Source organism: Massilia sp. Root418, assembly GCF_001425265.1.
GTDB lineage: Bacteria > Pseudomonadota > Gammaproteobacteria > Burkholderiales > Burkholderiaceae_D > Rugamonas.
This window is the reverse complement of the sequence record NZ_LMEC01000020.1, coordinates 1,080,703-1,098,690: the sequence shown is the minus strand read 5'-3', so window position 1 is coordinate 1,098,690 and position 17,988 is coordinate 1,080,703. Positions and strand designations below refer to the sequence as shown.

The 17,988-nt window shown below is 62.4% G+C and carries 19 protein-coding genes and 1 tRNA gene; all 20 read left to right on the top strand.

From position 1 onward, the window contains the following. The first annotated feature begins 70 nt into the window (after nt 1-70). The 20 genes from ASC94_RS17200 (at nt 71) to ispF (ending at nt 17,858) form a co-directional block, all read left to right on the top strand. Nucleotides 71-155: transfer RNA gene (locus ASC94_RS17200), tRNA-Leu, on the top strand. Between the two features lie 184 nt (nt 156-339). Further along, nucleotides 340-699: an NADH-quinone oxidoreductase subunit A gene (ndhC, locus tag ASC94_RS17195; protein WP_056397304.1), complete on the top strand. Its 360-nt coding sequence runs from the start codon at nt 340-342 to the stop codon at nt 697-699. A 3-nt stretch (nt 700-702) separates the two neighbouring features. After that, nucleotides 703-1,179, top strand: coding sequence for an NADH-quinone oxidoreductase subunit B family protein (locus ASC94_RS17190; protein ID WP_056397301.1), 477 nt, complete (start codon nt 703-705; stop codon nt 1,177-1,179). 18 nt (nt 1,180-1,197) lie between these two features. Then, entirely contained in the window at nt 1,198-1,791 is a 594-nt protein-coding gene (locus ASC94_RS17185) for an NADH-quinone oxidoreductase subunit C (protein ID WP_056397298.1), read from the top strand. Next, nucleotides 1,791-3,044: an NADH-quinone oxidoreductase subunit D gene (locus ASC94_RS17180; protein ID WP_056397292.1), complete on the top strand. Its 1,254-nt coding sequence runs from the start codon at nt 1,791-1,793 to the stop codon at nt 3,042-3,044. Before ASC94_RS17185 ends, ASC94_RS17180 begins: the two co-directional genes overlap by 1 nt. An 18-nt stretch (nt 3,045-3,062) precedes the next feature. Beyond that, nucleotides 3,063-3,551 (top strand): NADH-quinone oxidoreductase subunit NuoE, encoded by a 489-nt coding sequence (gene nuoE, locus ASC94_RS17175; RefSeq protein WP_056397280.1) that lies wholly within the window; start codon nt 3,063-3,065, stop codon nt 3,549-3,551. Then, on the top strand, nt 3,548-4,843 hold the full coding sequence (gene nuoF / locus ASC94_RS17170; protein WP_056397278.1) for an NADH-quinone oxidoreductase subunit NuoF: 1,296 nt from the start codon (nt 3,548-3,550) through the stop codon (nt 4,841-4,843). Before nuoE ends, nuoF begins: the two co-directional genes overlap by 4 nt. A 17-nt stretch (nt 4,844-4,860) precedes the next feature. Continuing rightward, nucleotides 4,861-7,203 (top strand): NADH-quinone oxidoreductase subunit NuoG, encoded by a 2,343-nt coding sequence (gene nuoG, locus ASC94_RS17165; protein ID WP_056397275.1) that lies wholly within the window; start codon nt 4,861-4,863, stop codon nt 7,201-7,203. Beyond that, nucleotides 7,203-8,285, top strand: a complete 1,083-nt coding sequence (gene nuoH / locus ASC94_RS17160) for an NADH-quinone oxidoreductase subunit NuoH (protein WP_056397266.1) — start codon at nt 7,203-7,205, stop codon at nt 8,283-8,285. The genes nuoG and nuoH overlap by 1 nt, the downstream gene beginning before the upstream one ends. Before the next feature lie 10 nt (nt 8,286-8,295). Next, nucleotides 8,296-8,784: an NADH-quinone oxidoreductase subunit NuoI gene (gene nuoI, locus ASC94_RS17155; protein WP_056397264.1), complete on the top strand. Its 489-nt coding sequence runs from the start codon at nt 8,296-8,298 to the stop codon at nt 8,782-8,784. Between the two features lie 28 nt (nt 8,785-8,812). Beyond that, a complete protein-coding gene (locus tag ASC94_RS17150; RefSeq protein WP_056397258.1) occupies nt 8,813-9,451 on the top strand; it encodes an NADH-quinone oxidoreductase subunit J in 639 nt (212 codons plus the stop codon). After that, the gene (gene nuoK, locus ASC94_RS17145) at nt 9,448-9,756 is read left to right on the top strand and encodes an NADH-quinone oxidoreductase subunit NuoK (RefSeq protein WP_008450334.1); all 309 of its coding nucleotides are present in this window, start codon (nt 9,448-9,450) and stop codon (nt 9,754-9,756) included. Before ASC94_RS17150 ends, nuoK begins: the two co-directional genes overlap by 4 nt. Nucleotides 9,757-9,804: 48 nt before the next feature. Beyond that, nucleotides 9,805-11,910 carry an NADH-quinone oxidoreductase subunit L gene (nuoL, locus tag ASC94_RS17140; RefSeq protein ID WP_056397256.1) on the top strand — a complete coding sequence of 702 codons (2,106 nt, stop codon included), beginning with the start codon at nt 9,805-9,807 and terminating at the stop codon, nt 11,908-11,910. Nucleotides 11,911-11,947: 37 nt separating this feature from the next. Beyond that, a complete protein-coding gene (locus ASC94_RS17135) occupies nt 11,948-13,432 on the top strand; it encodes an NADH-quinone oxidoreductase subunit M (protein WP_229417305.1) in 1,485 nt (494 codons plus the stop codon). Between the two features lie 21 nt (nt 13,433-13,453). Then, nucleotides 13,454-14,971 carry an NADH-quinone oxidoreductase subunit NuoN gene (gene nuoN / locus ASC94_RS17130; RefSeq protein WP_229417304.1) on the top strand — a complete coding sequence of 506 codons (1,518 nt, stop codon included), beginning with the start codon at nt 13,454-13,456 and terminating at the stop codon, nt 14,969-14,971. After that, entirely contained in the window at nt 14,971-15,324 is a 354-nt protein-coding gene (locus ASC94_RS17125; RefSeq protein ID WP_056397251.1) for a DUF2818 family protein, read from the top strand. The genes nuoN and ASC94_RS17125 overlap by 1 nt, the downstream gene beginning before the upstream one ends. A 36-nt stretch (nt 15,325-15,360) precedes the next feature. Next, on the top strand, nt 15,361-15,918 hold the full coding sequence (locus ASC94_RS17120) for an NUDIX domain-containing protein (protein WP_056397248.1): 558 nt from the start codon (nt 15,361-15,363) through the stop codon (nt 15,916-15,918). Nucleotides 15,919-15,944: 26 nt separating this feature from the next. Beyond that, entirely contained in the window at nt 15,945-16,631 is a 687-nt protein-coding gene (locus tag ASC94_RS17115; RefSeq protein ID WP_157201480.1) for a hypothetical protein, read from the top strand. 10 nt (nt 16,632-16,641) lie between these two features. Further along, nucleotides 16,642-17,370 (top strand): 2-C-methyl-D-erythritol 4-phosphate cytidylyltransferase, encoded by a 729-nt coding sequence (gene ispD, locus ASC94_RS17110; protein ID WP_056397246.1) that lies wholly within the window; start codon nt 16,642-16,644, stop codon nt 17,368-17,370. Then, nucleotides 17,367-17,858 (top strand): 2-C-methyl-D-erythritol 2,4-cyclodiphosphate synthase, encoded by a 492-nt coding sequence (ispF, locus tag ASC94_RS17105; RefSeq protein ID WP_056397245.1) that lies wholly within the window; start codon nt 17,367-17,369, stop codon nt 17,856-17,858. Before ispD ends, ispF begins: the two co-directional genes overlap by 4 nt. Nucleotides 17,859-17,988 lie beyond the last annotated feature (130 nt).

The following is a 17,988-nucleotide window of genomic DNA, read 5'->3' as shown; positions in this document are numbered from 1 at the left end:
GTTTTCTTCTTGTTTCTCCGCAATACGCATTAACAAAGCAGCGAAATCACTGTAGAATAACGGGCTTAACGCCGACGTGGTGAAATTGGTAGACACGCTATCTTGAGGGGGTAGTGGCGAAAGCTGTACGAGTTCGAGTCTCGTCGTCGGCACCAAAGAAATACAGAAAGCCAGCAGGTGCGTCTGGGCAGGGTTATCCCTCCACCCGGGCCTAAGCTGGTTTTTTTACGAGGATGTGTCGTTTGATCCTGGTCTCAATGTTGATTGGGGTCGAGCGTTAAATGCACCGCAGGGTAGCGCGGTGCCTTCCTAACCGATCGTTCAACATTAAGCTCATCAATGAACCTCGAAAATTACTTCCCCGTTCTCTTATTCCTGCTCGTCGGCGTCGGTGTCGGCGTAGTTCCCCAGGTGCTCGGCCGTCTGCTCGGCCCACACAAGCCTGACGCGGCCAAATTGTCCCCTTACGAGTGCGGTTTCGAAGCCTTCGAAGACGCGCGCATGAAATTCGACGTACGATACTACCTCGTCGCAATTCTCTTTATTTTGTTCGATCTGGAAACGGCATTCTTCTTCCCATGGGGCGTCTCCATGCGCGAACTGGGCTGGCAGGGTTTCATTACGATGATGGTGTTCATCGCCGAATTCGTGGTCGGTTTTTGGTATATCTGGAAGAAAGGTGCCCTTGATTGGGAATAAGCCATGGCTATTGAAGGCGTATTAAACGAAGGTTTCATCACCACCACAGCCGACAAGCTGATCAACTGGGCGCGCACCGGGTCGATGTTCCCGATGACGTTCGGCCTGGCCTGCTGCGCGGTTGAAATGATGCACGTGGGCGCAGCCCGTTACGATCTGGACCGCTTCGGCATCGTGTTCCGTCCATCGCCGCGCCAGTCCGACGTGATGATTGTGGCCGGCACGCTGTGCAACAAGATGGCGCCGGCGCTGCGCAAGGTCTACGACCAGATGTCCGAACCGCGCTGGGTGATCTCGATGGGCTCCTGCGCCAACGGCGGCGGCTACTATCACTATTCCTACTCCGTGGTGCGCGGTTGCGACCGCATCGTACCGGTGGACGTGTACGTGCCGGGCTGTCCGCCTACGGCCGAAGCGCTGCTGTACGGCATCCTGCAGTTGCAGAACAAGATCAAGCGTACCAACACGATCGCACGCTAAACGGGGCGCTTCAGAACTATGAGTACACAATTGGAAGTCTTGCAAAACGCCCTGGCTACGGCTTTGGGCGATCGCGTTACTACGGTAGTAGCGCTGGGTGAAGTCACCCTGACCGTGAAAGCGGCCGATTACTACGCCGTCATGCAGACCCTGCGCGACGACGCCACCCTGCATTTCGAGCAGCTGATCGACCTGTGCGGCGTGGACTATTCGACCTACGGCGAAGGCACGTGGGACGGCTTGCGTTTCGCGGTCGTGTCGCACCTGCTGTCGGTCAAGCACAACTGGCGCGTGCGCGTGCGCGTGTTCGCGCCCGACGACGACATGCCGGTGGTCGCCTCGGTGATGCCGATCTGGCGGGCCGTCAACTGGTACGAGCGCGAAGCGTTCGACCTGCTGGGCATCCTGTTCGAAGGCCACAACGACCTGCGCCGCATCCTGACCGACTACGGTTTCGTGGGCCATCCGTTCCGCAAGGATTTCCCGGTCTCCGGCTATGTGGAAATGCGCTACGACGAAGCACAGAAGCGCGTGATCTACCAGCCTGTGACGATCGAGCCGCGCGAGCTGATACCGCGTGTGATCCGCGAAGAAAAATACGGGATGAAATAATGGCTGAGATTAAGAATTACACCCTGAACTTTGGTCCGCAGCACCCGGCGGCGCACGGCGTGCTGCGCCTGGTGCTGGAGCTGGACGGCGAAGTGATCCAGCGCGCCGACCCGCACATCGGCCTGCTGCACCGCGGCACCGAGAAGCTGGCCGAGCAGAAGACCTATCTGCAGTCCGTGCCGTATATGGACCGCCTCGACTACGTGTCGATGATGTGCAACGAGCACGCCTACGTGATGGCGATCGAGAAGCTGCTGGGCATCGAAGTGCCGCTGCGCGCGCAGTACATCCGCGTGATGTTCGACGAGATGACCCGCCTGCTGAACCACCTGATGTGGCTGGGCGCGCACGCGCTGGACGTGGGCGCCATGGGGCCCTTCCTGTATGCCTTCCGCGACCGCGAAGACCTGTTCGACTGCTACGAGGCGGTGTCGGGCGCGCGCATGCACGCGGCCTACTACCGTCCGGGCGGCGTGTACCGCGACCTGCCGGACGCCATGCCGCAGCACAAGGCTTCGCCGATCAAGTCGGCCAAGACCATCAAGGAACTGAACGAGAACCGCCAGGGTTCGCTGCTCGACTTCATCGAAGACTTCAGCAACCGCTTCCCGACCTATGTCGACGAATACGAAACCCTGCTGACCGATAACCGTATCTGGAAGCAGCGTACCGTCGGCATCGGCGTGGTGACCCCGGAAGACGCGCTGGCCATGGGCTTCACCGGCGCCATGCTGCGCGGTTCGGGCATCGAATGGGATCTGCGCAAGAACCAGCCGTACGAAGTGTACGACCTGATGGACTTCGACATCCCGGTCGGCACCAACGGCGACTGCTACGACCGCTACCTGGTGCGCATCGAAGAAATGCGCCAGTCCAACCGCATCATCAAGCAGTGCGTGGAATGGCTGCGCAACAATCCGGGTCCGGTCATGACCAGCAACCGCAAGGTGGCGCCGCCGTCGCGCGTGGACATGAAGACCAATATGGAATCGCTGATCCACCACTTCAAGCTGTTTACCGAAGGCTTCCACGTGCCGCCGGGCGAAGCATACGCTGCCGTGGAGCACCCGAAAGGCGAGTTCGGCATCTACCTGCTATCGGATGGCGCCAATAAACCATACCGCATGAAGCTGCGCGCGCCCGACTACGCCCACCTGCAGGCGCTGGATGAAATGGCGCGCGGCCACATGATTGCCGATGCCGTGACCATCATTGGTACGCAGGACATCGTGTTCGGCAGTATTGACCGCTAAGTTCGAGAGGCGAAAAGAATGTTGTTATCAGAGCAGTGCTACAAAAAGATCGACCGCGAACTGGCCAAGTATCCGGACGACCAGCGCCAGTCCGCCGTGATGGCCGCGCTGGCCCACGCCCAGGTTGAACTGGGCTGGGTCTCCACCGAAGTGATGCAGGAACTGGCCGATTACATCCGCATGCCGGCCATCGCCGTGCAGGAAGTGGCCACTTTCTACAATATGTACAACACCAAGCCGGTCGGCAAGCACAAGATCACCGTGTGCACCAACCTGCCGTGCGCGCTGTCGGGCGGGGAGCGCGCCGCGCACCACCTGAAGCAGAAGCTGGGCATCGACTACCGCGACACCACCGAAGACGGCGAATTCACGCTGATGGAAGGCGAGTGCATGGGCGCCTGCGGCGACGCGCCGGTGCTGCTGGTAAACAACCACCGCATGTGCTCCTTCATGTCGAACGACAAGATCGACGCGCTCGTGGTTGAACTGAAGGAATCGAACAAATGACCAGCCTGCACGACCGTCACATCAAGCCGCTGATCCTGAAAGATCTGAACGGCGACAACTGGCACCTGGCCGACTACGTCAAGCGTGGCGGCTACTCGGCGCTGCGCCGCATCCTGGAAGAGAAGATCGCCCCGGAAACCATCATCGCCGACCTGAAGACCTCGGGCCTGCGCGGCCGCGGCGGCGCCGGTTTCCCGACCGGCCTGAAGTGGAGCTTCATGCCGCGCCAGTTCCCTGGCCAGAAGTACCTCGTCTGCAATACCGACGAGGGCGAGCCGGGCACGTTCAAGGACCGCGACATCATCCGCTACAACCCGCACGCGCTGATCGAAGGCATGGCCATCGGCGCCTACGCGATGGGCATCACCGTGGGCTACAACTACATCCATGGCGAGATCTTCCAGGAATACCTGCGCTTTGAAGAGGCGCTGGAAGAGGCGCGCGCCGCCGGCTTCCTGGGCGACAAGATCATGGGCAGCGAGTTCAGCTTCCAGCTGCACGCGCACCACGGCTACGGCGCCTACATCTGCGGCGAGGAAACCGCGCTGCTGGAATCGCTGGAAGGCAAGAAAGGCCAGCCGCGCTTCAAGCCGCCGTTCCCGGCCTCGTTCGGCCTGTACGGCAAGCCGACCACCATCAACAACACGGAAACCTTCGCTGCCGTGCCGTTCATCCTGAACATCGGCGCGGAGAACTACCTGGCGCTGGGCAAGCCGAACAACGGCGGCACCAAGATCTTCTCGATCTCGGGCGACATCGAGCGTCCGGGCAACTACGAAGTCCCGCTGGGCACCTCGTTCGCCGAGTTCCTGGAACTGGCGGGCGGCATGCGCGGCGGCAAGAAGATCAAGGCCGTGATTCCCGGCGGGTCGTCGGCACCGGTGGTGCGCGGCGACATCATGATGCAAACCGATCTGGACTATGACTCGATCGCCAAGGCCGGCTCCATGCTGGGCTCGGGCGCCATCATCGTCATGGACGAGACGCGCTGCATGGTGAAGGCGCTGGAACGCCTGTCCTACTTCTACTTCGAAGAATCGTGCGGCCAGTGCACCCCATGCCGCGAAGGCACGGGCTGGATGTACCGCGTGGTCCACCGCATCGAGCACGGCCAGGGCCGTCCGGAAGATCTGGATCTGCTGAATTCGGTCGCCGACAACATCCAGGGCCGCACCATCTGCGCCCTGGGCGATGCCGCCGCGATGCCGGTACGCGCCTTCGTCAAGCAATTCCGCGAAGAATTTGAATATCACGTCGAGCACAAGCATTGCTTGGTGCCCGCTTACCTCTAAGCTGCGTAACGATCACCATGGTTGAAATCGAAATAGACGGCAAGAAAGTCGAAGTCCCTGCTGGTAGCATGGTGATGGACGCTGCCAACAAATTGGGAACCTACATCCCGCACTTCTGCTATCACAAGAAATTGTCGATCGCAGCGAACTGCCGCATGTGCCTGGTCGAAGTGGAAAAGGCCCCCAAGCCTTTGCCCGCTTGCGCCACGCCCGTGTCCGCGGGCATGATCGTGCGCTCGGCCAGCGACAAGGCTGTGCAGGCGCAGAAGTCCGTGATGGAATTCCTGCTGATTAACCACCCGCTGGACTGCCCGATCTGCGACCAGGGCGGCGAATGCCAGCTGCAGGACTTGGCGGTAGGCTACGGCAAGGGCGAATCGCGCTACGCGGAAGACAAGCGCGTGGTGGTGCCCAAGCAGGCCGGCCCGCTGGTGTCCATGCAGGAAATGGCGCGCTGCATCCAGTGCACCCGCTGCGTGCGTTTCGGCCAGGAAGTGGCCGGCGTGATGGAGCTGGGCATGATCGGCCGCGGCGAACACTCGGAAATCACCAGCTTCGTCGGCGAAGCGGTCAGCTCCGAAATGTCGGGCAATATGATCGACCTGTGCCCGGTGGGCGCGCTGACCTCCAAGCCGTTCCGCTACAGCGCCCGCACCTGGGAACTGTCGCGCCGCAAATCCGTGTCCCCGCACGACTCGCTGGGCGCCAACCTGATCGTCCAGGTCAAGGGCGGCAAGGTCATGCGCGTGCTGCCGCTGGAAAACGACGCGGTCAACGAGTGCTGGATTTCCGACAAGGACCGCTTCTCCTACGAGGCACTGGACAGCGCCGAGCGCCTGACCCAGCCGATGCTGAAGCAGGGCGGCGAATGGAAGGAAGTGGACTGGCAGACCGCGCTGGAGTACGTGGCGCACGGCCTGAAGAACATCAAGCATGAACACGGCGCCGATGCGATCGCTTCCTATGCGACCCCGCACTCGACCACCGAAGAACTGCACCTGCTGCAAAAGCTGACCCGCTCGCTCGGTTCCGAGCACGTGGACTTCCGCCTGCGCCAGAGCGATTTCGCGCTGGACGGCGAAGTGACCCCATGGCTGGGCATGCCGGTTGCCGACGTGACCGGCCTGCAGCGCGTGTTCGTGATCGGTTCCTTCCTGCGCAAGGACCACCCGCTGCTGGCGACCCGCCTCCGCGCCGCCGTCAAGTCGGGCGCCAAGCTGTCCGTGCTGAACGCCACCGCCGACGACAGCCTGATCACCGTGGCGAACCAGATCGTTGCCGCGCCGTCCGACTGGCTGGCTGCGCTGTCGCAAGTCGTGGTGGCCGTGGCTGCCGCGAAAGAAGTTGCCGCGCCTGCCGGGTTTGAAGGCGTTGAAGCCTCCGACGCCGCCAAGGGCATCGCCGCTTCGCTGCTGTCGGGTGAGCAGAACGTGAAAAATAAGGCTATCTTCCTGGGCAACGCCGCCGCCGCGCATCCGCAAGCGTCCGCGCTGCACGCCGCTGCGCAGTGGATCGCCGAACAGACCGGCGCCAAGCTGGGCTACCTGGTGGACGCCGCCAATACCGTGGGCGGCTACCTGGTGAACGCCACCGCGAAGAACGCCGCGCCGGCTTTCAGCGCGCCGAAGAAAGCCTACCTGCTGCTGAACGCGGAACCGGAACTGGATGCGGCCAACCCGCAAGCCGCCGCCGCCGCGCTCAAGCAAGCCGAGATGGTGGTCGTGATGTCCGCCTTCAAGCACGGCATGGACTACGCCGACGTGCTGCTGCCGATCGCGCCGTTCAGCGAAACCTCGGGCACCTTCGTCAACGCCGAAGGCCGCGCACAAAGCTTCAACGGCACCGTCAAGCCGCTGGCTGAAGCGCGTCCGGCCTGGAAAGTGCTGCGCGTGCTGGGCAACATCCTGGGCCTGTCCGGTTTCGACTACGACACCTCGGAAGCCATCCGCGACGAACTGTTCGGCAAGGGCGTGACCGACCTGTCGGCCAGGCTGAACAACCTGTCGAAAAAAGCCGCCACCCCGGCGGCCTTCGGCAGCGCCGGTGCGCTGGAGCGCCTGGCCGACGTGCCTATCCACTTCGCCGACGCGCTGGCGCGCCGTTCCGGCCCGCTGCTGGCCACCATCGACGGCGCCGCTCCCGTGGCGCGCATCTCGGTGGCGACCGCCGCCGCGCTGGGTATCAAGTCCGGCGATAAAGTCAGTGTGACCCAGGGCAGCGGTTCGGCCGTGCTGGACGCCGTGGTCGACGCTGGCCTGGCGGCCAACGTGGTCCGCGTGCCTGCCGCGCACGCATCGACCGCCAAGCTGGGCGCCATGTTCGGTGCCATCACCGTAGCCAAAGCAGGGGAGGCCAAGTAATGGCGCTGGAATTCGTCAACACCATCACCACCAACGGCTCGGCCCTGCTGGGCCCGCAACTGTGGTTCCTCGTCTGGACCATGATCAAGCTGCTGTGCGTCCTGCTGCCGCTGATGGGCCTGGTCGCCTACGCCACCCTGTGGGAGCGCAAGCTGATCGGCTGGATCCAGATCCGTATCGGCCCCAACCGCGTGGGCCCGGGCGGCCTGCTGCAGCCGATCGCCGACGCGCTGAAACTGCTGCTCAAAGAGATCGTGATCCCGACCAAGGCCGCCAAGGGCCTGTTCGTGATCGGTCCCGTGATGACCATCATGCCGGCGCTGGCCGCCTGGTCGGTCATCCCGTTCGGCCCGGAGGCGGTGCTGGCCAACGTGAACGCCGGCCTGCTGCTGCTGATGGCCGTGACCTCGATGGAAGTGTACGGCGTGATCATCGCCGGCTGGGCATCGAACTCGAAGTTCTCCTTCCTGGGCGCGATGCGCGCCTCGGCGCAGATGATCTCCTACGAAATCCCGATGGGCTTCGTGCTGGTGGTGATCCTGATGGTGTCCGGTTCGCTGAACTTCATCGACATCGTCGGCATGCAGGGCAAGGGCCAGATGGTCGACGCCGGCCTGAACTTCCTGTCCTGGAACTGGCTGCCGCTGCTGCCGCTGTTCGTGATCTACCTGACCTCCGGCCTGGCCGAGACCAACCGCCACCCGTTCGACGTGGTGGAAGGCGAGTCGGAAATCGTGGCCGGCCACATGGTGGAATACTCGGGCATGTCGTACGCCATGTTCATGCTGGCCGAATACGCCAACATGATCCTGGTGGGCGTGCTGGCATCGATCATGTTCCTGGGCGGCTGGGCTGCACCGTTCAAATTCCTGGAATTCGGCGGCGGTTTCGGCGGCTTCTTCTGGCTGTTCGCGAAGACCTTCGCCATCGTGTCGATCTTCATCTGGGTGCGCGGTACTTTCCCACGCTACCGCTATGACCAGATCATGCGTCTGGGCTGGAAAGTGTTCATCCCCCTGACCCTGGTCTGGCTGGTGCTGGTGGCCGGCGTGATGCAGACGTCGTGGAATATTTGGAAGTAAGGAAGCAGACATGGAAAAAGTTAAAGACTTCTTCGGCAGCCTGATGCTGTCGGAACTGATCAAAGGCATGGCCCTGACGGGCAAGTACATGTTCGCCCGCAAGATCACGGTGCAGTACCCGGAAGAGAAGACGCCGATGTCGCCGCGCTTCCGCGGCCTGCACGCGCTGCGCCGCTACCCGAACGGGGAAGAGCGCTGCATCGCCTGCAAACTGTGCGAAGCGGTGTGCCCGGCGATGGCCATCACGATCGAGTCGGAACAGCGCGACGACGGCTCGCGCCGCACCACGCGCTACGACATCGACCTGACCAAGTGCATCTTCTGCGGCTTCTGCGAAGAATCCTGCCCGGTGGACTCGATCGTGGAAACCCACGTGCTGGAATACCACGGCGAGAAGCGCGGCGATCTGTACTACACCAAAGAGATGCTGCTGGCAGTGGGCGACCGCTACGAAGCGGACATCGCCGCCAACCGCGAAGCGGATGCAGCGTACCGCTGATCGCCGCCGAACCTGATTTGGACTATAAATGGACTTTAACTTCACAACCGTTTTGTTCTACGTGTTCTCCGCCATCCTGGTGCTGGCGTCGATCCGCGTAATTACGGCCCCGAACCCGGTGCAGGCCGCGCTGTTCCTGGTGCTGGCCTTCTTCCAGGCCGCCGGCATCTGGATGCTGCTGAAAGCCGAGTTCCTCTCCATCGTGCTGGTGCTGGTGTACGTCGGCGCCGTGATGGTGCTGTTCCTGTTCGTGGTGATGATGCTCGACATCCACGTGGCCAAGATGCGCGAAGGCTTCTGGGGCTACCTGCCCATCGCCGGCGTGATCGGCGGCATCATCGTGCTGGAGATGGCGTCGGTGATCTGGCGCTCGTTCGGCATCAACGGCGCAGCCGCGCCGGAAGCTGCCGGCACCATCGGCTCGACCAAGGCGCTGGGCATGCTGATCTACACCGAGTACATCTACGCTTTCGAGATCGCCGCAGCCGTGCTGCTGGTGGCCATCATCGCCGCCGTGGCGCTGACCCTGCGCAAGCGCAAGGACATCAAGTACTTCGATCCTGCTGACGCCGTGCGCGTCAAGCGCAACGACCGCCTGCGCATCGTCAAGATGAAGGCGACCGCCCGCGACGCGGCAACGACTGAAGCACCGAAGGAGGCGCAATGACTTTATCCCTGGCTCACTACCTGGTCCTGGGCGCGATCCTGTTCGCGATCTCGATCGTCGGTATTTTCCTGAACCGCAAGAACATCATCGTCCTGCTGATGGCCATCGAACTGATGCTGCTGGCAGTGAACATGAATTTCATCGCCTTCTCGCACTATCTCGGCGACGCTGCCGGCCAGATCTTCGTCTTCTTCATCCTGACCGTGGCGGCTGCCGAATCGGCAATCGGCCTGGCCATTCTGGTGGTGATGTTCCGTAACCTGGACACCATCAACGTGGAAGACCTGGACAGCCTCAAAGGCTGACGGATTAAGTTGCGACAATCACCTCGAAAATAATAGACAAGGTTCATCATGACGGGGCTTAACCCTAACCTCCTTTTGGCTGTACCGCTGGCTCCGCTGGCGGGCTCAGCGATTGCGGGCCTGCTTGGCACCAAATTCTTTGGCAACGTGGTCGGCCGCAAGGTCTCCACCACCGCGACCATCCTGGGCGTGCTGGTTGCCTTTATCATTTCCTTCCAGACCCTGCTCGCAGTGCTGGACGGCGCATCCTATAACGGCGATGTGTACCGCTGGATGACCGTGGCCGGCGTGAAGCTGGCGGTCGGTTTCCAGATCGACGCCCTGACGGCGATGATGATGAACGTGGTGACCTTCGTGTCGCTGATGGTGCACATCTACACCATCGGCTACATGAAGGACGACGAAGGCTATAACCGCTTCTTCTCCTACATCTCGCTGTTCACGTTCTCGATGCTGATGCTGGTCATGTCCAACAACTTCCTGCAGCTGTTCTTCGGCTGGGAAGCGGTGGGCCTGGTGTCCTACCTGCTGATCGGTTTCTGGTACACCCGTCCGACCGCCATCTTCGCCAACATGAAGGCCTTCCTGGTCAACCGCGTGGGCGACTTCGGCTTCATCCTGGGCATCGGCCTGCTGCTGGCCTACGCCGGCACCATGGACTACCAGGAAGTGTTCGCCAAGAAGGACGCGCTGGCACTGCTGCACCTGCCGGGCACCGACTGGATGCTGCTGACCGTGGCCTGCATCTGCCTGTTCATCGGCGCCATGGGCAAATCGGCCCAGTTCCCGCTGCACGTGTGGCTGCCGGACTCGATGGAAGGTCCAACCCCGATCTCCGCGCTGATCCACGCCGCCACCATGGTGACCGCCGGTATCTTCATGGTGACCCGCATGTCGCCGCTGTTCGAGCTGTCGGACACCGCGCTGTCCTTCGTGCTGGTGATCGGTTCGATTACCGCGCTGTTCATGGGCTTCCTGGGCATCATCCAGAACGACATCAAGCGCGTGGTGGCGTACTCCACGCTGTCGCAGCTGGGCTACATGACCGTGGCGCTGGGCGCTTCGGCCTACTCGGTGGCCGTGTTCCACCTGATGACGCACGCGTTCTTCAAGGCACTGCTGTTCCTGGGCGCCGGTTCGGTCATCATCGGCATGCACCACGACCAGGACATCCGCAACATGGGCGGCCTGCGCAAGTACATGCCGATCACCTGGATCACTTCGCTGCTGGGTTCCCTGGCGCTGATCGGCACGCCGCTGTTCTCGGGCTTCTACTCGAAGGATTCGATCATCGAAGCCGTGCACGAGACCCATATCTGGGGTGCCGGCTTCGCGAACTTCGCGGTGCTGGCGGGCGTGTTCGTGACCGCGTTCTACTCCTTCCGCATGTACTTCCTGGTATTCCACGGCGAAGAGCGCTTCGGCAAGGCCCACGCGCACGACCATGGCCACGACGCGCATCATGACAAGCAGCACGACGCCCACGCCGCCGCGCACGGCGCGCACGACTCCGACGCGCACCATGAAGAGGAAGAGGACGATCACGGCCACCACGGCCTGGCCCCGGGCGAGAAACCGCACGAGTCGCCGTTCGTGGTCTGGTTCCCGCTGGTGATGCTGGCCATCCCGTCGGTGCTGATCGGCTACTTCACCATCGCGCCCATGCTGCACGGCGACTTCTTCAAGGGTGTGATCACCATTGCGGAACACCACGAAGCGATGAAGATCCTGGGCGAAGAGTTCCACGGCCCGATGGCCATGGCGCTGCACTCGCTGACCTCGCTGCCGCTGTGGCTGGCGATTGCCGGTGTCGCAACCTCGTACTACTGCTACATGATCAATCCGCGCGTACCGGCATGGTTCTTCGCCAAGTTCAAGGCGATCCACACCCTGCTGGACAACAAGTACTACATGGACAAGTTCAACCAGGCAGTGTTCGCCGGCGGCGCGCGCGTGCTGGGCAACGGCTTGTGGCAAGTGGGCGACCGTACCCTGATCGACGGCCTGGTAGTCAACGGCAGTGCCAAAGTGGTGGCGTGGTTCTCCTCGCTGACCCGTTTGGCGCAGACCGGTTACATCTACCACTACGCGTTCGTGATGATCCTGGGCATTGTCGGTTTCCTGGTCTACTTCCTGCCGTTTTGGCACGCTTAACAGCTGACACGCAAAGAGAAAAAAGATGCAGTCAACAATGAATAATCTTACTCCCTACCTGAGCCTCTCGATCTGGCTGCCGATACTGGCAGGCCTGATCGTGCTGGCCATCGGCCGCGACTCGCGCGCCGGCCTGGTGCGCGTGCTGGCCCTGATCGGTTCCATCGTCTCGCTGCTGCCGACGCTGCCGCTGATCTCGAGATTCGACAACCTCGCGCACGGCATGCAGTTCGTCGAGAAATCGCCGTGGATCGAACGCTTCAACATCTTCTACGCCCTGGGCGTGGACGGCCTGTCGCTGTGGTTCGTGCCGCTGACCGCCTTCATCACCATCATCGTGGTGATCTCGGCCTGGGAAGTGATCCAGGAACGCGTGGCCCAGTACATGGGCGCCTTCCTGATCCTGTCCGGCCTGATGATCGGCGTGTTCACCGCCACCGACGGCCTGCTGTTCTACTTCTTCTTCGAAGCCACGCTGATCCCGATGTACATCATCATCGGCGTGTGGGGCGGCGCGAACCGCATTTACGCGTCGTTCAAGTTCTTCCTGTACACCTTCTTCGGCTCGCTGCTGACGCTGGTGGCCATCATCTACCTGTACAACAAGACCGGCAGCTTCAACATCCTCGACTGGCACGTTGCCAAGCTGACGATGAAAGAGCAGGTCCTGATCTTCTTCGCCTTCTTCATGGCCTTCGCCGTGAAAGTGCCGATGTTCCCGGTCCACACCTGGCTGCCGGACGTCCACGTGGAAGCGCCGACCGGCGGTTCCGCCGTGCTGGCCGCCATCATGCTGAAACTGGGCGCCTACGGCTTCCTGCGTTTCTCGCTGCCTATCGTGCCGGACGCTTCGCGCGAGCTGGCCTGGTTCGTGATCGGCCTGTCGCTGATCGCCGTGGTCTACATCGGCCTGGTGGCGCTGGTGCAGAAGGACATGAAAAAGCTGGTCGCCTACTCGTCGATCGCGCACATGGGCTTCGTCACCCTGGGCTTCTTCATGTTCAACGACATGTCGGTGCAGGGCGGCATCGTGCAGATGATTTCGCACGGCTTCATCTCCGGCGCCATGTTCCTGTGCATCGGCGTGCTGTATGACCGCGCCCACTCGCGCAACATCGCCGACTACGGCGGCGTGGTGAACAAGATGCCGAAGTTCGCCGCCTTCTTCATCCTGTTCTCGATGGCCAACTGCGGCCTGCCGGCAACCTCCGGTTTCGTGGGCGAGTTCATGGTGATCCTGGGCGCGGTGCAGTTCAACTTCGTGACCGGCATCGTGGCCGCTTCGGCCCTGATCTGGGGCGCGGCGTACTCGCTGTGGATGGCCAAGCGCGTGATCTTCGGCAAAGTGACCAACCACCACGTGGCGGAACTGACCGACATCAACGGCCGCGAATTCCTGATGCTGGGTGTACTGGCGATCGCTGTGCTGGTGATGGGCCTGTACCCGGCGCCGTTCACCGACACGATGCAAACCTCGGTTGCCGACCTGCTCAAGCACGTCGCGCAGACCAAGCTGCCATAAGAAATAACGGGAAAGCTCTACATGAATCCAATTAATCAGGCCACCGACGTGGCCACCCACGTGGCGACAATGGCGCCGCTGTACGCCGAGATCTTCCTGCTGGTGGCCGCTTCGGCCATCCTGCTGATCGATATGTTCCTCGGCGAGAGCAAGCGCGTGATCACCTACGTGCTGTCCCTGCTGACCCTGGCCGGCTGCGCCATCTTTTCGTTTGCCGACTTCAACGCCGGCACCACGGTGTACGCGTTCAACGACATGTTCATCTCGGACCCGATGGCGAACCTGCTGAAGATCGCGTCCTACGTGGCCGTGGCCCTCACGCTGATCTACTCCCGCCAGTACGCGCACCAGCGCGGCATGCTGGGCGGCGAACTGGGCGGCGAGTTCTACGTGCTGGCGCTGTTCGCGCTGCTGGGCCAGATGGTCATGATCTCGGGTAACAACTTCCTGTCCATCTACCTGGGCCTGGAACTGATGTCGCTGTCGCTGTACGCCCTGGTGGCGCTGCGCCGCGACCACGCGCAATCGACCGAAGCGGCCATGAAGTACTTCATCCTGGGCGCGCTGGCATCCGGCTTCCTGCTGTACGGTATCTCCATGCTGTACGGCGCCACCGGTTCGCTGGAACTGACCGAAGTGGCCCGCAAGGCTGCCGACGGTTCCGTCAAGCCTGCCATCCTGGTGTTCGGCCTGGTATTCGTGGTGGCCGGCCTGGCCTTCAAGCTGGGCGCCGTGCCGTTCCACATGTGGGTGCCCGACGTGTACCAGGGCTCGCCGACGCCGGTGACCCTGCTGCTGGGTGCCGCGCCCAAGCTGGCCACCTTCGCCATCTGCGTACGCCTGCTGGTGGAAGGCCTGCTGCCGATGGCGAACGACTGGCAGCAGATGCTGATGATCCTGGCCGTGCTGTCGCTGGGTATCGGCAACCTGACCGCCATCGCACAGACCAACCTGAAGCGCATGCTGGCGTACTCGACCATCGCGCAAATGGGCTTCGTGCTGCTGGGCCTGCTGGCCGGCGTAGTGGGCGTGGACAAGAGCAACGCCGCCGCAGCTTACAGCGCGGCGATGTACTACTCCATCGTCTACGTGATGACCACGCTGGGCAGCTTCGGCCTGATCATGGTGTTGTCGCGCGTGGGCTTCGAAGCCGACGAGCTGAACGACTTCAAGGGCCTGAGCAAGCGTTCCCCATGGTACGCACTGATCATGTCCATCCTGATGTTCTCGCTGGCCGGCGTACCGCCGCTGGTGGGCTTCGCCGCCAAGTTCTCGGTGCTGAGCGCCGTGCTGCACACCGGCCAGATCTGGCTGACCGTGCTGGCCGTGATGTTCTCGCTGATCGGCGCGTTCTACTACCTGCGCGTGGTGAAGGTCATGTGGTTCGATGAACCGACCGACACCGCACCGCTGGCCGTGAACGCGGACACCAGCCTGGTGCTGGGCCTGAACGCGCTGGCCATCGTCGGCATGGGCATGATTCCGGGCCCGCTGCTGGACGCCTGCCTGAAGGCCATGAAGATCACCTTGGCGGCCTGATGGATATTGGCGCCTCCAGCTGGCTGGTCATCATGCTCGCGGTTGCGGGCGCCAACCTGCCGTTCTTTAACGACAAGGTATTCGCTATCCTCCCGGTCAAGGCCGCGCTCACCTCGGGCGCGCCTTCGGCCACCCGGCGCGCCGGCGCCACGGTGCACAAGACCTTCCTGGTGCGCCTGATGGAACTGGCGGCGCTGTACTTCCTGGTGGGCGGCGTGGCCGTCCTGCTGGAAGGCCGCATCGGCACCGTATTCCCGCAAACCTGGGAGTTCTACGCCATCTCCGCCTGCCTGTTCGTCGTGCTGGCCTTCCCCGGCTTCGTGCTGCGCTACCTGTACAAGCCCCGTCACTGATACACTGCGGTTTCTGTCTCAGCAAGAGGAGGGCGCATGGATGCGCACCTGAAAGAAACCAGGATTGACGGCGGCGTGGCCTATGACGGCCACTTCCTCAAAGTTCACAACGACCGCGTTGCGCTGCCGGATGGCAAGCTCACCGGCCGCGAATACATCAAGCACCCCGGCGCGGTGGTCATCATCCCGCTGCTCGACGACGGCCGCGTGCTGCTCGAACGGCAATTCCGCTATCCGCTGAACCGGGTGTTCATCGAACTCCCGGCCGGCAAGAAGGACGCGGGCGAATCGGCGCTGGAAGGCGCCAAGCGCGAGCTGGAAGAAGAAACCGGCTACACCGGCACCGACTGGCAGTTCGTCTGCACCATCCACAACGCCATCGCCTATTCGGACGAGCACCTGGACATCTTCCTGGCGCGCGGCCTGACGGCCGGGCCGGCCAAGCTGGACGAGGGCGAGTTCGTGGAAACCTTCACCGCCACCGTGGAGCAGATGCTGGCCTGGGTGCGCAGCGGCGAGATCACCGACGTGAAAACCATCATCGGCGCGTTCTGGGCGGAGAAGATACTGGCCGGAGTCTGGCAGCCGGGCTGAGCGAGATGAGCATGTGGTGGCGGTGGATGGTCTGGTGCGTCCTGCTGGTTGCCGGCTCGGCGCATGCCGCCGGCGCCGGCCGCACGCCGTTCCAGGCCCGCTGCGAGGACAGCATCAACAAGTCGGTCTCGGTGCTGACCGCGCAGCAGAACGGCTACAGCGTGGACAACCACCTGTCCTACCGCACGCTTACCACCATGAAGGGCGCGGCGCGCGCCAACACCTATGTGCTGGGGCTGACCAAGACCGAGTCGCGCGTGGCCATCTCGTCTGACGGCGCCATGCTCACCGATCCGGTCACGGGCTACGAGTGCGTGTCGCCGCAGGTGACGGTCAAGCTGAGCTATGCGCCGGTGCTGATCTACGTCAGCAGCGAGTTTCCGCCGGGAAGCTGCGGCTACAAGGAAATCCTGGAGCACGAGTTCCGCCACATGCAAGCGTATATGGACCATCTGCCCAAGGTGGAGCGCACCGTGCGTGCCGCCCTGGCCAACCGCTACGGCGGCAAGCCGCTGTACGCGCCCGGCGGCACCGCCCGGGTGGCGCTGGCGCGCGAGATCGACACCGGCTGGCTGCCCTATATCAAGGCCGAGATGGCCAAAGTGGAAGCGGTGCAGGCGCACATCGATGCGCCGGCCGAGTACCAGCGCCTGAGCAAGGCGTGCAATGGCGAGATCCAGGCCGTGCTGAGCAGGAGCCGGGGCCGCCGATAACGAGAAAACAATGACAACTGCACCAAGAAACTTCGCGCTGATCCCGGCCGCGGGCATCGGTTCCCGCATGGCGGCGGCCAATCCCAAGCAGTACCTGCCCATCAACGGCAAGCCCATGCTGCGCCATACCGTGGACGCGTTCCTGTCCAGCCCGCTGATCGCGCACACTTTTGTCGTGGTCAGCGAGGGGGACGGCTACGTCGGCGAGGTGCTGCCGGAGGCCGGCGGGGCTGCTGCGGCAAGCGATTCCGGCGTCACCGTACTGCGCTGCGGCGGCGCCACGCGCATGGAAAGCATCCTGAACGGCCTGCGGGCGGTGCGCGAGCGTATCGGCGACCGCGACCTTGTGCTGGTGCACGACGCCGCGCGTCCCGGCCTGACGCCGGAATTGATTGCCAAACTGATCACGGAAGCGGGCACCAATCCGGCCGGCGGGCTGCTGGCCCTGCCGGTGGTCGACACTGTCAAGACAACGAAATCCGGCGCCACCGCCACCCTCCCGCGCGACGGCATGTGGCTGGCGCAGACACCGCAAATGTTCAGCTATGAACTGCTGCTGCGCGCCCTGGCCAGCGCAGCCGACCCCAGCGCCATTACCGACGACGCCAGCGCTGTGGAGCTTTTGGGCCTGTCGCCGCAACTGGTGGAAGGCCACCCGAGGAATCTGAAAGTAACTCTTCCCAGCGACATCCGCATCGCAGAAATGTACCTGACGCATCCAGAAAAGGACGAAAAATGACCGTACAACTCCCATTCCGCATAGGCCAGGGTTATGACTGCCATCGTTTGGTGGAAGGCCGCAAACTGATATTGGGCGGCGTGGATATTCCCCACCACCTTGGCCTGCTTGGCCATTCCGACGCCGACGCCTTATTGCACGCGATTACCGACGCCATATTGGGCGCGGCGGCTCTGGGCGATATCGGCAAACATTTTCCCGATACCGATCCCGAATTCAAAGGCGCGGATTCCCGCGTCCTGCTTCGTGAAGCGGCCAAGCGCGTAAAAGCCACCGGCTATGATATTGGGAATATCGACGCCACCATCATCGCCCAGCGCCCGAAAATGGCACCGCATATCACGGCGATGGTGGCGAATATTGCGGAGGATCTGGGTGTATCGGTTGGCCAGGTGAATATCAAAGCCAAAACCAACGAGAAGATGGGTTATCTCGGCCGCGAGGAAGGTATTAATGCCGATGCGGTAGCGTTGCTGATTCGCTCCTGATTTTCTTTTGTCATCTCGCGCGCAAGCCTCCCGTTTTTCCAGATTTTAATGGTGGTTATGTGCGCGGGGTCTGCCTCTGGATATTCCTTTCGGTTCGCTTCCCGGAACGAAATAATTCTGTTGTCATTAT

What these genes read in the sequence shown, in the direction of transcription:
- ASC94_RS17125 (WP_056397251.1), top strand. Translation starts at nt 14,971, where the DNA reads ATGGATATTGGCGCCTCCAGCTGGCTGGTCATCATGCTCGCGGTTGCG.
- ASC94_RS17120 (WP_056397248.1), top strand. Translation starts at nt 15,361, where the DNA reads ATGGATGCGCACCTGAAAGAAACCAGGATTGACGGCGGCGTGGCCTAT.
- nuoI (WP_056397264.1), top strand. Translation starts at nt 8,296, where the DNA reads ATGGAAAAAGTTAAAGACTTCTTCGGCAGCCTGATGCTGTCGGAACTG.
- ASC94_RS17135 (WP_229417305.1), top strand. Translation starts at nt 11,948, where the DNA reads ATGAATAATCTTACTCCCTACCTGAGCCTCTCGATCTGGCTGCCGATA.
- nuoN (WP_229417304.1), top strand. Translation starts at nt 13,454, where the DNA reads ATGAATCCAATTAATCAGGCCACCGACGTGGCCACCCACGTGGCGACA.
- nuoH (WP_056397266.1), top strand. Translation starts at nt 7,203, where the DNA reads ATGGCGCTGGAATTCGTCAACACCATCACCACCAACGGCTCGGCCCTG.
- nuoL (WP_056397256.1), top strand. Translation starts at nt 9,805, where the DNA reads ATGACGGGGCTTAACCCTAACCTCCTTTTGGCTGTACCGCTGGCTCCG.
- ASC94_RS17150 (WP_056397258.1), top strand. Translation starts at nt 8,813, where the DNA reads ATGGACTTTAACTTCACAACCGTTTTGTTCTACGTGTTCTCCGCCATC.
- ispD (WP_056397246.1), top strand. Translation starts at nt 16,642, where the DNA reads ATGACAACTGCACCAAGAAACTTCGCGCTGATCCCGGCCGCGGGCATC.
- ispF (WP_056397245.1), top strand. Translation starts at nt 17,367, where the DNA reads ATGACCGTACAACTCCCATTCCGCATAGGCCAGGGTTATGACTGCCAT.
- ASC94_RS17190 (WP_056397301.1), top strand. Translation starts at nt 703, where the DNA reads ATGGCTATTGAAGGCGTATTAAACGAAGGTTTCATCACCACCACAGCC.
- nuoK (WP_008450334.1), top strand. Translation starts at nt 9,448, where the DNA reads ATGACTTTATCCCTGGCTCACTACCTGGTCCTGGGCGCGATCCTGTTC.
- nuoG (WP_056397275.1), top strand. Translation starts at nt 4,861, where the DNA reads ATGGTTGAAATCGAAATAGACGGCAAGAAAGTCGAAGTCCCTGCTGGT.
- nuoF (WP_056397278.1), top strand. Translation starts at nt 3,548, where the DNA reads ATGACCAGCCTGCACGACCGTCACATCAAGCCGCTGATCCTGAAAGAT.
- ASC94_RS17185 (WP_056397298.1), top strand. Translation starts at nt 1,198, where the DNA reads ATGAGTACACAATTGGAAGTCTTGCAAAACGCCCTGGCTACGGCTTTG.
- nuoE (WP_056397280.1), top strand. Translation starts at nt 3,063, where the DNA reads ATGTTGTTATCAGAGCAGTGCTACAAAAAGATCGACCGCGAACTGGCC.
- ASC94_RS17115 (WP_157201480.1), top strand. Translation starts at nt 15,945, where the DNA reads ATGGTCTGGTGCGTCCTGCTGGTTGCCGGCTCGGCGCATGCCGCCGGC.
- ndhC (WP_056397304.1), top strand. Translation starts at nt 340, where the DNA reads ATGAACCTCGAAAATTACTTCCCCGTTCTCTTATTCCTGCTCGTCGGC.
- ASC94_RS17180 (WP_056397292.1), top strand. Translation starts at nt 1,791, where the DNA reads ATGGCTGAGATTAAGAATTACACCCTGAACTTTGGTCCGCAGCACCCG.